The 14690-nt window shown below is 39.4% G+C and carries 16 protein-coding genes; 5 read left to right on the top strand and 11 right to left on the bottom strand.

All coding sequences use genetic code 11. From position 1 onward, the window contains the following. Positions 1-36 precede the first annotated feature (36 nt). The 3 genes from ACXAE4_RS10400 to ACXAE4_RS10390 form a co-directional block, all read right to left on the bottom strand. Positions 37-426, bottom strand: a complete 390-nt coding sequence (locus ACXAE4_RS10400) for a MerR family transcriptional regulator (protein WP_028414679.1) — start codon at positions 424-426, stop codon at positions 37-39. A 248-nt stretch (positions 427-674) separates the two neighbouring features. After that, a complete protein-coding gene (locus ACXAE4_RS10395; protein ID WP_223260221.1) occupies positions 675-851 on the bottom strand; it encodes an aspartyl-phosphate phosphatase Spo0E family protein in 177 nt (58 codons plus the stop codon). Between the two features lie 242 nt (positions 852-1093). Next, on the bottom strand, positions 1094-1282 hold the full coding sequence (locus ACXAE4_RS10390) for a hypothetical protein (protein ID WP_028414680.1): 189 nt from the start codon (positions 1280-1282) through the stop codon (positions 1094-1096). Positions 1283-1557: 275 nt separating this feature from the next. Between ACXAE4_RS10390 and ACXAE4_RS10385 the strand changes: the two genes are divergently transcribed. Both ACXAE4_RS10385 and ACXAE4_RS10380 read left to right on the top strand, forming a co-directional pair. Next, positions 1558-2085 (top strand): cupin domain-containing protein, encoded by a 528-nt coding sequence (locus ACXAE4_RS10385; protein ID WP_028414681.1) that lies wholly within the window; start codon positions 1558-1560, stop codon positions 2083-2085. Positions 2086-2237: 152 nt separating this feature from the next. Then, complete coding sequence (locus tag ACXAE4_RS10380) at positions 2238-2549, top strand: hypothetical protein (protein ID WP_028414682.1); 312 nt, start codon at positions 2238-2240, stop codon at positions 2547-2549. A 171-nt stretch (positions 2550-2720) separates the two neighbouring features. Here ACXAE4_RS10380 and ACXAE4_RS10375 read toward each other — a convergent pair whose 3' ends face one another. The 4 genes from ACXAE4_RS10375 to ACXAE4_RS10360 all read right to left on the bottom strand — a co-directional run bounded on the left by ACXAE4_RS10375 (position 2721) and on the right by ACXAE4_RS10360 (position 6088). Continuing rightward, positions 2721-3425, bottom strand: a complete 705-nt coding sequence (locus tag ACXAE4_RS10375; RefSeq protein WP_028414683.1) for a hypothetical protein — start codon at positions 3423-3425, stop codon at positions 2721-2723. Between the two features lie 15 nt (positions 3426-3440). After that, positions 3441-4598 (bottom strand): ParM/StbA family protein, encoded by a 1158-nt coding sequence (locus ACXAE4_RS10370; RefSeq protein WP_028414684.1) that lies wholly within the window; start codon positions 4596-4598, stop codon positions 3441-3443. A gap of 338 nt (positions 4599-4936) precedes the next feature. Beyond that, complete coding sequence (locus ACXAE4_RS10365) at positions 4937-5071, bottom strand: hypothetical protein (protein WP_255906673.1); 135 nt, start codon at positions 5069-5071, stop codon at positions 4937-4939. A gap of 144 nt (positions 5072-5215) precedes the next feature. Further along, positions 5216-6088: an STAS domain-containing protein gene (locus tag ACXAE4_RS10360; RefSeq protein WP_028414685.1), complete on the bottom strand. Its 873-nt coding sequence runs from the start codon at positions 6086-6088 to the stop codon at positions 5216-5218. Positions 6089-6319: 231 nt separating this feature from the next. Here ACXAE4_RS10360 and ACXAE4_RS10355 point away from each other — a divergent pair, with 231 nt between their 5' ends. Together ACXAE4_RS10355 and ACXAE4_RS10350 are read left to right on the top strand one after the other, a co-directional pair. Then, the gene (locus tag ACXAE4_RS10355; protein ID WP_028414686.1) at positions 6320-6532 is read left to right on the top strand and encodes a cold-shock protein; all 213 of its coding nucleotides are present in this window, start codon (positions 6320-6322) and stop codon (positions 6530-6532) included. 446 nt (positions 6533-6978) lie between these two features. Then, on the top strand, positions 6979-7485 hold the full coding sequence (locus tag ACXAE4_RS10350; RefSeq protein WP_028414687.1) for a hypothetical protein: 507 nt from the start codon (positions 6979-6981) through the stop codon (positions 7483-7485). A gap of 113 nt (positions 7486-7598) precedes the next feature. Here ACXAE4_RS10350 and ACXAE4_RS10345 read toward each other — a convergent pair whose 3' ends face one another. The 4 genes from ACXAE4_RS10345 to ACXAE4_RS10330 all read right to left on the bottom strand — a co-directional run bounded on the left by ACXAE4_RS10345 (position 7599) and on the right by ACXAE4_RS10330 (position 13071). Then, a complete protein-coding gene (locus ACXAE4_RS10345; RefSeq protein WP_028414688.1) occupies positions 7599-8096 on the bottom strand; it encodes an ankyrin repeat domain-containing protein in 498 nt (165 codons plus the stop codon). A gap of 136 nt (positions 8097-8232) precedes the next feature. Beyond that, positions 8233-9744, bottom strand: a complete 1512-nt coding sequence (locus tag ACXAE4_RS10340) for a methyl-accepting chemotaxis protein (protein ID WP_081732906.1) — start codon at positions 9742-9744, stop codon at positions 8233-8235. A gap of 16 nt (positions 9745-9760) precedes the next feature. Beyond that, positions 9761-11404, bottom strand: a complete 1644-nt coding sequence (locus ACXAE4_RS10335; RefSeq protein WP_034328140.1) for a sensor domain-containing diguanylate cyclase — start codon at positions 11402-11404, stop codon at positions 9761-9763. A 338-nt stretch (positions 11405-11742) separates the two neighbouring features. After that, the gene (locus ACXAE4_RS10330; RefSeq protein WP_289578144.1) at positions 11743-13071 is read right to left on the bottom strand and encodes an SH3 domain-containing protein; all 1329 of its coding nucleotides are present in this window, start codon (positions 13069-13071) and stop codon (positions 11743-11745) included. Positions 13072-13418: 347 nt separating this feature from the next. Here ACXAE4_RS10330 and ACXAE4_RS10325 point away from each other — a divergent pair, with 347 nt between their 5' ends. Beyond that, a complete protein-coding gene (locus ACXAE4_RS10325; RefSeq protein ID WP_289578145.1) occupies positions 13419-14630 on the top strand; it encodes an AGE family epimerase/isomerase in 1212 nt (403 codons plus the stop codon). Positions 14631-14690: the final 60 nt, after the last annotated feature.

The raw sequence follows: 14690 nt of genomic DNA, 5'->3' as shown, positions 1-14690 counted from the left end.
TTTTATTTCTTTATAAAATAAAAAACAAACGGTAAATTAGGCTTTAGATGAAAGCTCTTCCCGGTACTTTTGCTCTAATTTATCATAGTAGTCAATTTTCGTTTCCACTTTTCTAAAAGCTGCGTCCAGCTCTCTTTGTTTTTCCATCATTTTCTCTCTATGCTTTTCAAATATCTGCTTGCGCAAACCGATTGTATCATCACCTTCTTGTGTTAATTCAACAATTTTACGTAACTCTAAAAGAGAGATGTCTGTTTTTCGTAAGCAAATAATAAATTCCAGCCACTCGATATCCGACTCGCTAAAAATACGATTTCCGTTTTCGTCTCTTTTTATAAAAGGCAAAAGCCCTTGCTGCTCGTAGTATCGAAGCGTATGCGTAGGCAGCCCTACCTTTGCAGCGGCCTCTTTAATATGATATTCCATTCCACTATACCCTCCATCGCCATTCTTAGTACGGCGTTTGCTTTATGTATCTAAGCTTCCCTTTTCAAGGGTGCTTTCAACTCATCTTCTAGGTTTCTACTATACGATATATATAATCAAATCCCCTATTTTCTTTGCTATGAGATAACTGTATAAATAGTATCATAAACATTAAAGCAAACGTGAAGGCAACTTATAAAGAGCTGCCGTGAAATCAGCAGCTCTTTTCATTTATATATAAAATACGATTAATCTGCGGCCATCACTTTACTTAGTTCATTTAATAAATAATCCAGGGTTTGACTGATTCGAACTGTATTACGACTTGTAAGACCTTCTGTAAGTCCCAACATAACCATGTGCTCTCTTGCTGTTTCGATTTCTGTCATTAAGACTTGCATGACAACTCCTTTATACCACTTCACAGCTCATCACCCCTTTTTACTATACATATATCTCATATGCGGCAATCTTAAACCTATCATACAGGTTTTTGGGGGTGAATAGCGAGTTTTAGACCTTCAACAGCTGTATTTTTTATGAAGTAAATATACTAATATACTTATTGAAATAGAAAGTATCACTCCACTTACTACTAGAAGTGAAGAAAAGGCCCCCTAAATGGAGGTCTTTTCTTATTTCTTATAAAGCAGTCTAATACAAAGCCTTAGCCTTTAAAATATTCTCGGTAATACGAACCTTTCTCACACTCTATCTCATAGCGCAGCCTCGTTTGCTTCCTGTAAAGCTCTTCGGACAGCTCATTAAATTCACCTTCTGTGATAGATCCATGAATTAAATTGTTGAATAAATTATTAAGATGTTCAGTTAATTCTTGAAGTTTTTTTTCTTTCAATGAACGTCACCCTTTAAAATAATTTTCATCTTCTAAAATTATATCAAATAAAACGTTTTCATACGATATATTTTTTACTGAATTATCGTATTAAAGTGATGAAAGTATTTTTTAACCACCGAAAAACAATCAAAGAGCTCAGAGAAATCATTAATTACATGATTTGGGCAAAAAATAAGTGGATAAAGACCGCGGACAAAAAGGCAAATGGTATCAACCGTTTTGACAAAAGCATAGGATGAAAAGAAAAATGAAACGAGAAAAGGAGAATGAGTATGCACTATGCACCTTATTATCATCAGTGGCAGACCCCAGTGTACTATGGCTGGCAGCCATATAGTTATTATGTGCCGAATCACTATCACACCAGCGAACAGTTTCAACAAAGAAACGGGAAATTAAAGGACTACGGACCAAGGCCATTTGTTATTAACATTAATGAAGCGTCAAAGCAAAACAATACGTACCGCACTGCTTTATGGACGGGAACACATTTACAAGTGACGCTAATGAGTCTCAAGCCCGGTGAAGATATCGGCTTAGAAATCCACCCTAACGTTGATCAATTCCTGCGCATTGAACAAGGGCAAGGCGTTGTTCAAATGGGAAAAAGTAAAAACAACCTAATCTTTAAACGAAAAGTCTACGATGATGATGCGATATTTATCCCTGCCGGAACGTGGCATGATCTCACTAATACGGGTACCACTCCGCTAAAGCTTTACTCCATCTACGCTCCTCCAAACCATCCGTTTGGCACAGTTCATGTGACAAAAGCAAATGCCTTAGCTGAAGAACATTAACTAACATAAGCTCGCTAGAAAATCGGTGTACTACCTTTTCTAGCGAGCTTTTTTTAACTTGCTATACATAAAGGATTTTATAGCCAAAGAAAGAATTATAGAATAAACGAACCTTTTTAAACAGCTTAAAATAACTGAAAGGCAAACGGGCGATGAAATTATTTTATAAAATTCCTAAATCAAACGTAAATCCTTCCCTTAAACTAGCAAGAAAAGTTCTATATATATCGGTAGAAGCAGTCATTATGACCATGCTTGTGATTAAATCTTTTACTGTGGCCTATGAAAACGACATAAATTTAATTCTCAGGCAGCTAAATGAACTAAAAGCTTCGATTGGCGGATTTGGCATAAACGAAGCTCTATTTTGGTTTATGATAAAATGCAGTATTTGTACCATCGTTACATTTGATATTTGCTTATATTTTCAAAAAAAGCTAAAAAGAAACCAAAAAGATTTATGATGTATACGCTAAAGCTTTTACATCGGACCGCTGTTAATTTCCGTACAAGTTGGATTCACAATCAAGAATCAAACTCGTTCGGATTTCCTTTAGCAAAAATACTTTTGCCCCAGCTCCATTTTTAATAGAAAAATAATAAAAGTAGAGGCATATCACGCCTCTACTTTCTGTTTAAAAATCTACATCGATATCTTCTTGAATGGTTCCGGTCACTTTTTCACTTTTAATTAATTGACCTTCTTTAAACGTTTCTTCCTCATCTGTAACGGGCTTCAGCTGCTTATAAGAAGGAACTGACGCAGAGCCAAGCTCTTTTTTAAGCAAGTGAATTTCTCCTAACAGCTCGCTTCTCAATGAATGAACTAACGATTGAAAATCTTCTTCGCGGCTGTCTTTCTGCCCGTTTTGTTCCACAAGCTTCGCTACATAATCCTGAAGTTCATTTGCCTGCGAGGACTCATATTCCTCACGATTTGCAGCAAAACGTGAATTCATTTCTTGTTTTAGCAAGTCAATTTCGCCCAGCAGCTCTTTTCGAAGTGAATGAACGAGCGACTCGACTTCATCTTTTTTATTCATTTTTTGCAAGTCTTGCTGTATGAGTCTCACTATATAGTTCTGCAGCTCGTTTGCCTGCTGTTTTTCTTTTAGAAATGAAGACACTTCTGACGGAATGTCAGCAGTTTCAATTGTAAAACTTGCATGTTCATCTCTATTACTTACGGTCTTTCCCCTTGCTCCCATCATATCTGCTGATAGATTCCCAGCTGTTAGAAACGCATTTGATAATAAGTAAAATGGTGCAGCCACCTGGGAGCTTAGCTGACCGTACCAATCGTCTAGCGCTTCCTTAAGGCGAGTGTGTTGATGACTCATGTATGCTCCCCCTTTTTAAGCGTGAACCGCTGCGTTTGTTTCATGTCTGCTTAAAATTTCAAGACCGTATAAATTTAACTTTCGTGTCTCCGGCAAGAAAAGATGGTTTTCTTCTCTGATTTCTTCCCCGTACATGTTATCAATCTGCTCTGCAATAAACTGTTGAAGGATAGGAGCCAGTCCTCCAATATAAATATATTTATAGACTTTATCTTTTGGCGATGGAAATAGATTTTCAACTTTTGTTAATAAAATTTGCGTGTATTCTCTAAGCGAAGCGTGAATAGGCTCCGTGAGATCTACTTTTTTCCCGCTGTTGCCGTCTCTTTGCTCCATTTTTGCTTTATGGATATTGGCAATAATAAATTCTTCTAATGAACGAACATCATCAAAATACTCAAGCAGCTTTTCATTTCTTAGCTTTTCAATATGCTTCAAATATGAAATATCCGTAAGACACTTCAACGAATTTCTGCTTTTAGGAGCTTGAAGTCCTGCAGGAAGCAGTGCCAGGTCAACCGTACCTCCGCCCAAATCTACAATTAGTGTTTCAAAATGTTTGAATGCATTTGCTTCTTCTCTATCTTGTAATTCAAAATCTTTTTTGATCGCCCAGCGAGCCACTTCGCTTTCAATACGGCATTTGCTCGTTTCGATGTTCACAGTGAGCGTTTTTTCTAATCCAGGAGTCAATACTGTAACCGTATGCTCTCCTTGAAAACGTTCGGCCATCTTCTGCTGCATTTCACTGAATTTATTTGTTTTCTTAAGCAGCCAAATCGGAAGCATAGTCGAGAAAAAATTAATCCCCACATGATTATCCTCTTTGTCTTTTCCTTTAAGTATGTTGTAATAAGCAACTGAAGCTAAAAACATTACATAAGGAATATCAGATTCAGTTTTATTATGTAACTTATTAATATGGATATTGCCTAGCACGTGTTTCTCTGCGGCGTCTCCTACTAAATAATACTTTTCTACTCCTTCAATTGTGGTAGAAATCAGTAAATTTTGAAGAAGTAATTCCGGTTCATTTACACTTGAAGGAAAATGCCCCTCTGCCTGATCTTTTGTGATTTCTACTACGTTTGTAGGAATTTCATAGTAATAACCATCCACTAGCGTTTGAAAAATTGAGTTACCAAAATCAACGTTTTGACGTTTGATATCCATCCTTGTTTCTCCCCTTTATCTTTTCGTGACAACACTAATAAGTATATATTTTCCTCATTTGTTTGTCTAAGTATTTAAATAATTTATGTTATTCGAAATTGACAATTAATTAATTTTAGACGGCTAATGTAATTGAAAAGCGCTTGAAATGCTTCTTTTTACCAGTACCCCTTTTTACAAAGAATGTAACATGTGACGCCGTGACTTCCTCTTAAATTTTTCGTAATATAAGCCTTTCTTTTATTTTTTAGAGACACGAGAAAACGAAGAGATGGAAACATAACTGAATCAACCCAATCGAAAGACGAACAAATGAGATAAATGAGTTGGACTGCTTTTTACACCGCTGATGATTTCCGTGCAGGACTTCGCTTTCCGCGGGCGGCCGGTGAGCCTCCTCGTCGCTTATGCTCCTGCGGGGTCTCACCTGTTCCGCTTTTCCCGCAGGAGTCTTCGTCTTGCTCTCCAATCACCAGCTAGAAGCAGTTACATACATGAAACCTACGTTCACCATAACAACAACCATAACAACAAAAAAACCCGAACCATCAATCAAATTAATGGTTCGGGTTTGACTTCAACTAACATACTTTGTCTAAGCCTCTTACTTTTTTTATTTATTGAAAAGGCCATTTGTTTGGTTTTCTTTGCGGATTTTCTGGCAGTTTACTGAAGCCTATTTCTTCAAGACCTTTTTCTAACGTAGCTCTTGTTTTGATTGTTCCAAAATCGACGCCTAAATCAACAACGGTTTGCGCGATTTCCGGACGTATTCCGGTAATCATCGTTTTAGTGCCGATAAGCTGTAAAGCTTTTACGATTTGAAAAATATTGTCCGCTACCATCGTATCGACGATCAGAACACCTGAAATATCAAATATTAAATAACTCAGCTGCAGCTGAGCACTTTTTTCTAAGGCCGTTTCCATAATAAGCTGCGAACGATGCGTATCAATTTGTCCAACGATTGGCATCACAGCGATTCCTTCAGAAAGAGGAACGATGGGAACTGATAATTCTTCTAGCGCTGCATAAGCGCGTTTTATGGTTTCGGTATTATGTTCTTCGTAAATTTCGACAAATATATGATTAAGCTGATCAAGCATCGGATCAATTTTTTTACTTACATCAAGCATCGTAATAGGAGCAAACTGCTTCTGCTGCAGCTCTTCTGTAAAAACGCCCCATATCACTGTTCGAAACAGCGCGAGTGATTTTAACGTTTGACTCAACGAAAGTCCGTTTTCCACAGCCACTTTTCCTATATCTGTACCCCACTGAATGATTTTCTTTAAAACGACCGAGTGCTCTTCGAATAACGACTCGCCTAAATACTCAATGAGTTCTGCTCTCCATTTTAAAACTTCGCTTTCTTCATGGTAAACAAGCTTCCGCTTATATTCAGAGTCCATCAGATCAGAAAATTGTATCGCTAATTCCTGTTTATTATCGATAATTTTCTTCCCTATATATAACAACTCATCCCTCATTTTTTTCTTTATCTCCTTTAGTTAGCAGAATTAACGATTACATTTTATAACAATAGTTATATCACAGACAATATAAAAATATAACTGAAATGAAAAAATTGTTAAGCCCTCCCTATTTGCTTTTCCCGACTCTTCTAATCGGTATAACGATCATAAAAATGATTGAGATTTCAGCGTTTGGGTAAAAACCTATTAAGAAATTATTTCTATACTTATAAGGGGGATTTATCAATGAGCAAACATAAAGGAACCGTTAAATCGTTCAATGAACCAAAAGGATCTGGATTTATCACACCCGAGGACGGATCAAAAGAAGTGTTCGTTCACTCTAATGCGATCGACCGTGAAGAATATAAAAACCTGTCAGAAGGACAAAAAGTAGAGTTTGAAATCCAAGAAGGAGCTAAAGGACCCAGCGCTATAAAAGTAAACCCTGTTGACTAATAGAGTGACATTTACATACAGGTTATGAGTAGACTCTCGAATCGAATACTCTTCGAATAAAAACACCTCTTCGACTTTCGTTCGAACGAGGTGTCTTTTATGATGCAAATACTTCTACATTCAAAATTAGTTACTAGTGGCTATTAAAAAACACAGTTCTAAAGTTGTCGGACAAGTATCCAAACATTTCCTCTATGAGTGAATACAGTATAGAGTACTGCAAAGAAAGGGTGATTATTATAAAAAAGTATTATTTCCATTACAATGATAAAGATGATAAATATTATGTAGAAAAATCTTATCCTCACAGGAAGAAAGCTTCCCTTAACAATAAGAAAGAGCAGCATCAAGAAGATGCTCCTGAGGAGGCACGCGGCTGGGCTTATGGTCACGAAGAAGATAGCTCTGAAGAATCACAAGTTTGGACTTATGGACGCGCAGAGGATTTGTATGAGGAGTCACATGATTGGGCTTCTAAATGTAAAGAAGATAAAGACAAAAAAGGAAGTACACGGGAGTCAGCATTTAGAGCGCTCAATTTAACGATGCCTCAAAATGTTCCTGCAAATACGTTTGTAAAAGCCGTTTTCCCAACTGAACAATTTGATTTAGCAAATGAATATAACCCGATTACTTCTACCTTCCGCCCCAAAAAAGATGGCGTATATTCCATCATTGCTACAATTGGATTCTCTCCTAACGACCAGATGCTAGATTATAGAACTCGCATTGAAATACGTGTAAATGGGACAACCGCTATTGCTATCGATAACGATTTCTTTGGCGGGAACACACCGTTTGTTAATGCGGTATCCGTTTCTACTATTTATAATTTAGAAGCTGGAGACCGCGTTGAAGTTTTTGTTCAAAGCAGCATAGCCGGTACAATCGTCACATCCGAAGATGGCTCACATTTTGAAGCAGCAAGATTTCCTTCTCCAACAAACAACTAAACAAATGGAACATTAGCTTTTAGAGAAAAGTATGAATCCCCTTTTGCAGATAGCTTCATATCTCAAAAAAGGGGATTTGTACTAGATTCAGTGATCTAAAGGCAGAAAATTTTTTAAGCGTTGGTATTTACATAATTTTTTAATAGATTTATTACATTTTCTTGTCCATTCTCTATCGCTACATCAAGCGGCGTTTGATCATCATCTTTTTTCACCTGAATCTGAGCTCCGTTTTCAACTAAAAGTTTGACGATGTCTTCTGCGCCGAGCAGGGCAGCTTCGTGAAGGCTTGTCCATCCGCCGCTTTGCTTGGCGTTGCTGTCTGCACCGCCCTGTAATAAAATCTCTACCACTTTTGTCTGTTTATTGGCAACAGCTGCGTGAAGCGGCATATTTTCATTGCTATTTTTCGCCCGAGCTTTCATGTTCGCTCCTAATGATAGCAATAGTTTTACAGTTTCTTCTTTCCCAAAATACGAGGCTAAGTGAAGCGGTGTCCATCCGTCTAAATTAAATTCATTAATAAGTGCAGGGTTTTCACCAATCAAAACTTTTATTTCTTCATTATTTCCACTCATTGCGGCCTGTGTAAGTTCTTCCATTCTATCCATATGCCATTCCCCCATATAAAAGATGAATTACTTATCCTTCCATTTTATCACATATAACTGGAAAATAAGCGAATCGTATTTCTAATGAAGAGGCTAAAAATTATGTACGTCTACGTCATCTGCTGCTCTACCTCACTCACGCTTGCTTCGCTAACTTTTCCGTTACGCTGCCAAGCTCTTCAACTAACTCACTTAAAAATTCCGCCGTTTGGTCGATAGTCTGCAGCGATTCCAGCTGACGCACGGAAGCAGAAGAAATGCTGCTGCTACTTGCCGCTGATTGGTTCGCAAAAGCGGTCATCTCGCTGACGGCATGGAGCACCTGCGTAGATCCGGCTGCTATTTGCTGTGCGGAAGCAGCCGTTTGCTGAATTTGTTCGTGAACGTACGTAGATGCGTCGGCGATTCGATTAAAAACATTTTCCGCTTCGTTGGCTAGTAAAATACCGTTTTTTACATCAGCAGTTCCTGATTGAATGAATGCTACGGCTTGAAACGTTTCTTGCTGAATATGCTGAATGAGTCTTGCTACTTGTTCGGCTGACTGATTGGATTGTTCTGCAAGTTTGCGAACTTCCGCTGCTACGACCGCAAACCCTTTACCATGTTCGCCTGCGCGCGCTGCTTCAATTGCAGCATTTAGCGCCAGTAGATTTGTTTGTGCAGCAATGCCTGAAATCACACTCATAATATCGTTGATTTCTGCAGAACGTTCTTTTAACTGATGAATAACGCTAGCTGCATGCTGAACAGAAGAATCGATTGTATGAATTTGTTGAATGGCTTCTTGAATTTTTTCTTTTCCCTGCACGGCTTCATTTGCTGTTTGATCAGAAGCTTCGCTGACTGCCGCTGAAGCCTCGGCTATTTTGGTTACGCCTTGCGTCATCTCTTCTAGAAACTCACTGCTTTTTTGAGCCATTATTACCTGCTGGTCCGCTCCTGCGGCTAGTTCTTGCATTGAAGCCGTCGTATGATGACTCGCTGCTTGCGATTCTTCTAAGCTTTCCTTTAAGTCAGCAACCGTTTGTCTTACCTGACCATTCGTTTCATGCAGCTTTTTCATCATGTCATAAATGATGTGCTGCTTTTGTTTATTTTGCTGCTGAAGCTGTTCTGTGTATTTTTTCTTTGAAGTAATTTGCCAAGCGGTTGCCCCTGATGTAAAAATCAGATAAGCGGCGTGAAGGCAAAGCATCGAAAAGGAATAAGAAGACGTTCCGAAAATAATCGGTGTAAAAAATGGCACGAAAAATCCCACTAGATGCTCGACGACAAAAATACCCGTCATTAACAATAATAGCTTTACATTTTCATAGTAGGAAAGAATGGCTATCACCATAAAAATTGAAAAGTGATACTCAACCATTCCTCCTCCGCCTATAACCGTGCTGATGCTTGAAAACGTGAGCGTTAGCGTCACAAACGCAGGTACTAGCTCATGCTTTTTAACATACAGTACAAGCAGCACACCAAGAAAAACAATAGGAAGCATCAAAAAGATCAATGACACTTCGCCTGGCGCTGAATTATGTTCCATCGACATGCCGGACATCTCCATCGGCCAAATACGATGAATGATATGTATGAGCAGAGAAAGTATCACTGCTCCGCTTGATAAAACAACCATTAATTTATGTTTATTCATATTTATCCTTTCTATATTAAACAATACTTTCTTTATCTATAGAATCGGCTACAGATTGGTTTTTTTTATAGAAATTCACGTTATTTTTCCCCTGTCGTTTTCCTTCGTACAGCGCTTGATCCGCCTGTTTTAGCAGTTCTTGAAACGACTCTCCGTTTTCTGGATAATAAGCGGCTCCAATGGTCGATGTAGCTGTAAAAATGCAGGATTCAATACTCCATTCTTTTTGAAGCTCTCGGTGAATTCGTTCCATGATCTGCTGGATTTCCTCGCGCCTTTCAATGTGCCGAAGCAAGATAACAAATTCATCCCCTCCGAGGCGATAAGCTTCGTCACATGTGCGAATGCAAGACGTTAAGCGATGTGCGTACTGGATTAAAAATGCATCGCCGATATCATGACCAAATTGATCGTTCACTTCTTTAAAATTATCACAGTCTAAAAACAGCAGGCCAAATCTTTCCTTTTGCTCGATCGCAGCCTGCACTTGTTTTTGCAGCATCATTCGATTCGGCACCCCCGTCAAACTGTCATGAAACGCCTTAAACTTCAGCTGATTTTCTAGGTTTTTTTGCGCAGTAATATCAGTTTGAATCAGCACGTAGCTTGAGATTCGGTGATGAATATCGGTCAGCGGAACGATGGTCTTATGGCTCCACACGATGACGCCTTCTTTTGTTATGCTTTTGACTTGCCCTCTCCAAACCTTTCCTTGGCCAATACTTTCAAGAACCCGAAGGTCATAGCTTACATCAAATAACTTGTATGATTGTCCGATTAGCTCTTCTTTTTCATAGCCAAATATTGTACAGAACATATCATTGACATACCTAATCGTTCCATATGGATCCAGGACGCTTACGATTGCGGACTCATCAAGGGCATACTTCATGTTTGCTAAATCTTTCACCGTGTTTTCCAGCTTTATTTCAGCTACCTTTTCTTTCGTAACGTCCTGAGCAATCAAGTAAATACCCATCCATTCATTTTCCACGATGATGGGCACGTTTGTAACATATAAATAAATCATTCCTTTTTCTTTGTGCCACGCTTGGATTTCTTTGCTGTAGCTTTGGTCGTATATGATGTGATGCAAAGGCAAAGCACGGACATCAATCTTCAGCTCTTTTAGAAGCTGCATGTAAGAACTATTGATGATCTCTTGCGTATCGTAGCCGAACATTTGCTCACAGGCAGGATTTGCTTGAACAATTTTACCGCTTAAATCCATCATACATATGGCGTTTTCATGGTTCATAAAAAGCGACTTATACCGCTCCATACTTTGGGCTAAATCTTTTTTTAACTTTTGGATATTTTTACTCATCACTAATAAGTGCGTACTATTGTCGGTATCATCAAAAATGGGGGTAAGCGTTGTTTCAAACGCTTCAGCTGCATCTGAGAAGGTATTTATGTCATGGTAGGTAACTGGCTTTTTTGTTTCCATCGCTTTTATATAGTAAGGGTAAAGGGAGTGATACGCCCGCTCAGGGAGTACGCTTTCTAGCCGCATGCCCGCTTCTCCTTGGTACCGTACAAGCTTAGCAGCCGCTTTATTCATTTTTTTATAATAAAGATGCTGGTTCTTTACTTCCGCCAAAAAAACCAGCTCATTCATTTGATCAAAATAAAATTCAAACATATGATCTTTCAACATGATAGGATGCATCTCCTTCGTTTTTTCACAGATGAACGCCCCCTGTACTTTACACTTCTGTATGAAATATACACTAGATCTTTTCACACACAAACTCAACTTTAAATGTACAAACAGTAGTTCTTTTGTATCATTACCTACCCTCCTTCACAAGAAAGGTAAACATGATGAACAAAAATAAAAGAGATTGAGGCATAACAAACCACTAGAAGCACCTACATACATGAAAGCTATCTTTACCACAACAATAAAAAGATCCGAACGCGTTTGATTCTAAATCAAACGCGTTCGGATCTTCCGTCAACTAAGCTACTTTTATTCCAGCCTCTTTTTTAAACCTACTTAATTCCGTAATATTCTTCAAGCGTAATGCCTTTACTCTTAATCGCCTGCGCCACTGGTTTGCCTACATAGCGCAAATGCCACGGCTCATATTTATAGCCGGTTACCGCGTCTTTCCCTTTTGGATAACGAATAATAAATCCATATTCGGCTGCGTGGGCATCGAGCCAAGCTGCTTCTTTTGTTCCGCCAAAGCAGTCTTGAGCAGCACATGTGCCGTCTCCTTTTGTTACATCAATTCCAAGACCTGTTTCATGTTCACTCGTGCCTGGCAGTGCGCTATAAGTTGCCGCTTTATCATAACCGTCTCGTTGAACATACGAACTAAAAAGCGCGCTTTGCGTTGCATGTGAACGGTAAGCTGATACGCCAAGAAGCGTAACGCCTTGTTTTTTCGCACCCGCAAATAACTGTGCAATAGCAGCGGCTGCTTCACTGCGCATTTTTTTCTTTTCCGTTTGTTCTTTGAATGTAAACGGAATCGTTGTATATACTAAATCTTTCGGAACGTAGTTTTCCGGAAGCTTGTTTTGTTTATTCACAACAACTTGTATACTTTCAGGGTTCGAAACCACTTTCATCCCAGCTAATGCTCGTACGTATTGACCGCTTACATAGCCAACCTTCCCTTGATACGTAATTTTTAGCCAGCCGTTTGCTGCTTTAGCCGTTACGTCGAGCTGTGTGCCGGCTTTCAGTGTTGCGATAACCGCACCAGAAGTTGAAGCAGCTGTTCGAACATTTAAATTCGCCGTTGCCACATAGACAGAAGCCTCCGGAGCTGGAGCCGGTTCAGAAGAACCCGTTGATTCTTTTACGTACTGCGTGCTCACGTAACCCGTTTTGCCTTGATAGCTTACTTTTAGCCAGCCGTTCGCTGCTTGTGCTGTCGACGTTAGCTGCGTGCCTTGTTTGACCGTTACAACAATCGCGCTTGACGTCGATGGAGCGCTTCGAATATTTAAATTTGCAGTTGTTACATAAGTTTTAGTCGTTGAACTCCCTGACTTTTTAACATACTCACTGCTTACGTAGCCCGTTTTGCCTTGATAGCTTACTTTCAGCCAGCCGCTTGCTGCTTGTCCAACTACCGTTAGCTGTGTGCCTTGTTTAACTGTCGCAATAATCGCGTTGGACGTCGATGGACCGCTTCGAATATTTAAATTCGCCGTGGTTGTATAGGTTTCCGCTGCTGCGCTTGCGACAGTTGGCTCACCCGTAAAATGTAAGGAATGAAGACCTAGAGTTCCAGCTCCTACAAGTGTAAAAGCAAGACCTGTTACCGCTAATTTTTTGTAAAATCTTTGTTTGTTCACTTCTGTCATTTTTTATACCTCATTTGCAAAATATAATAGAAATACATGTTGCCAGTTTAATAGATTAAGTGAAAACAGGATCCGATGTTTAAGCTCAATCTTAAACTAGCCACACTAAATAAAATCATTTGACGTCTAGAGGCTCTGTACATTTGTTCGTTCCAGCTAGCACGTACTTTTAGAATACCGGATAATCGTGTCAAAAGTATATCAAAATATTTCAAACTTGTTTCCAAACTGATACATTTTCAACAAAAATAGAATAATAGAGCAAAAACAGCAAAAAAACCCTTACGTTTACTCCCAATGGCTTAGGGTAAAAAACAATTAAAAACAAAGATTGAGATGGTGATAAAATGAACACGGCAACGGATTTTTCCTCAACTGCGTTTCGAAAACCTCACACATTAAAACAGCATATTTTTGATACGCTTCATTTCTACTACCCCGCTTGTATTGACCAGAAAAACGGCGGGTATATCCATGAATACTACGACGACGGCACCGTCAACAACACGCATTCAAAGCACTTGGTAAGTACGGCGCGCTTTATTTATATCTTCAGTGTAGGGGCTCTTTTAGACGGACCGGATTGGTGCAAAGAAGCAGCTCAGCACGGCATTCGTTTTCTACAAAACAACCATTATGATAGAGAGCACGGCGGGTATTTTTTTGAAATAGCCGATGACGGAGAAGTAAAAGATGATTCTAAACAAGCGTATGGCCACGCTTTTGCTCTTTTAGCTTCTTCCATCGCGTATCAAGCCGGCATTTTAGAAGCAAAAGAAACAATTGAACAGGTATATGACGTGATGGAAAAGTACTTTTGGGAAGATGCGCACGGCTTTTACCGAGACGAATGGAACGCATCGTGGTCAGCTTCTTCTTTCTATCGGGGCCAAAATGCAAACATGCATATGTGTGAAGCGATGCTTTCTGCCTTTGAAGCAACAAGAGATAAAAAATACGTAGACCGAGCGTACACGCTTGCAAAAGGCGTTACTCAGCAGCTTGCTGAACGATCTGGCGGCATGATTTGGGAGCATTATGATACAGACTGGCAGCCGGATTGGGACTACAATAAAAACGATACAAAAGATGAATTTCGTCCGTACGGCTTTATACCAGGACATCAGTTTGAATGGAGCAAGCTGCTTTTATGGCTTGATCGGCACCGTTCGGAAAACTGGATGACAGAACGTGCAAAGTATTTGTTTGATAAGGGGTGGAACGGAGGCTGGGATGCTAAGTACGGAGGTCTTTACTTTGCGCTGTCTCCTCAAGAAGAGGTCATTGACCCGGATAAAAACTACTGGGTGATGGCCGAAGCCATTTCTGCGGCTTCACTGCTCGGGGTAAAAACCGGAGACAGCGGATATTGGAAAGCATACGACGCCCTGTTCTCCTACTCTCAGAAACACTTTATCGATCACACATATGGAGGCTGGTATCAGCTGTTAAATCAACAAAACGAACGCTACAGCTCGAAAAAAAGCCCGGCTCCTAAAGCCGATTATCACCCTGTGGCAGCTTGCTATCAAACGCTGATAGCACTGAATTCTCTCTAAGATTACAATCACAAAGAAACCGTTTTCTTCCAGATGCGTTTATTTTGTTTATTTAAGGGA

This window comes from Priestia sp. ABM2_011, assembly GCF_056158845.1.
Note: the sequence above shows the minus strand (reverse complement) of the source record. Positions and strands in the feature narration are given on the sequence as shown.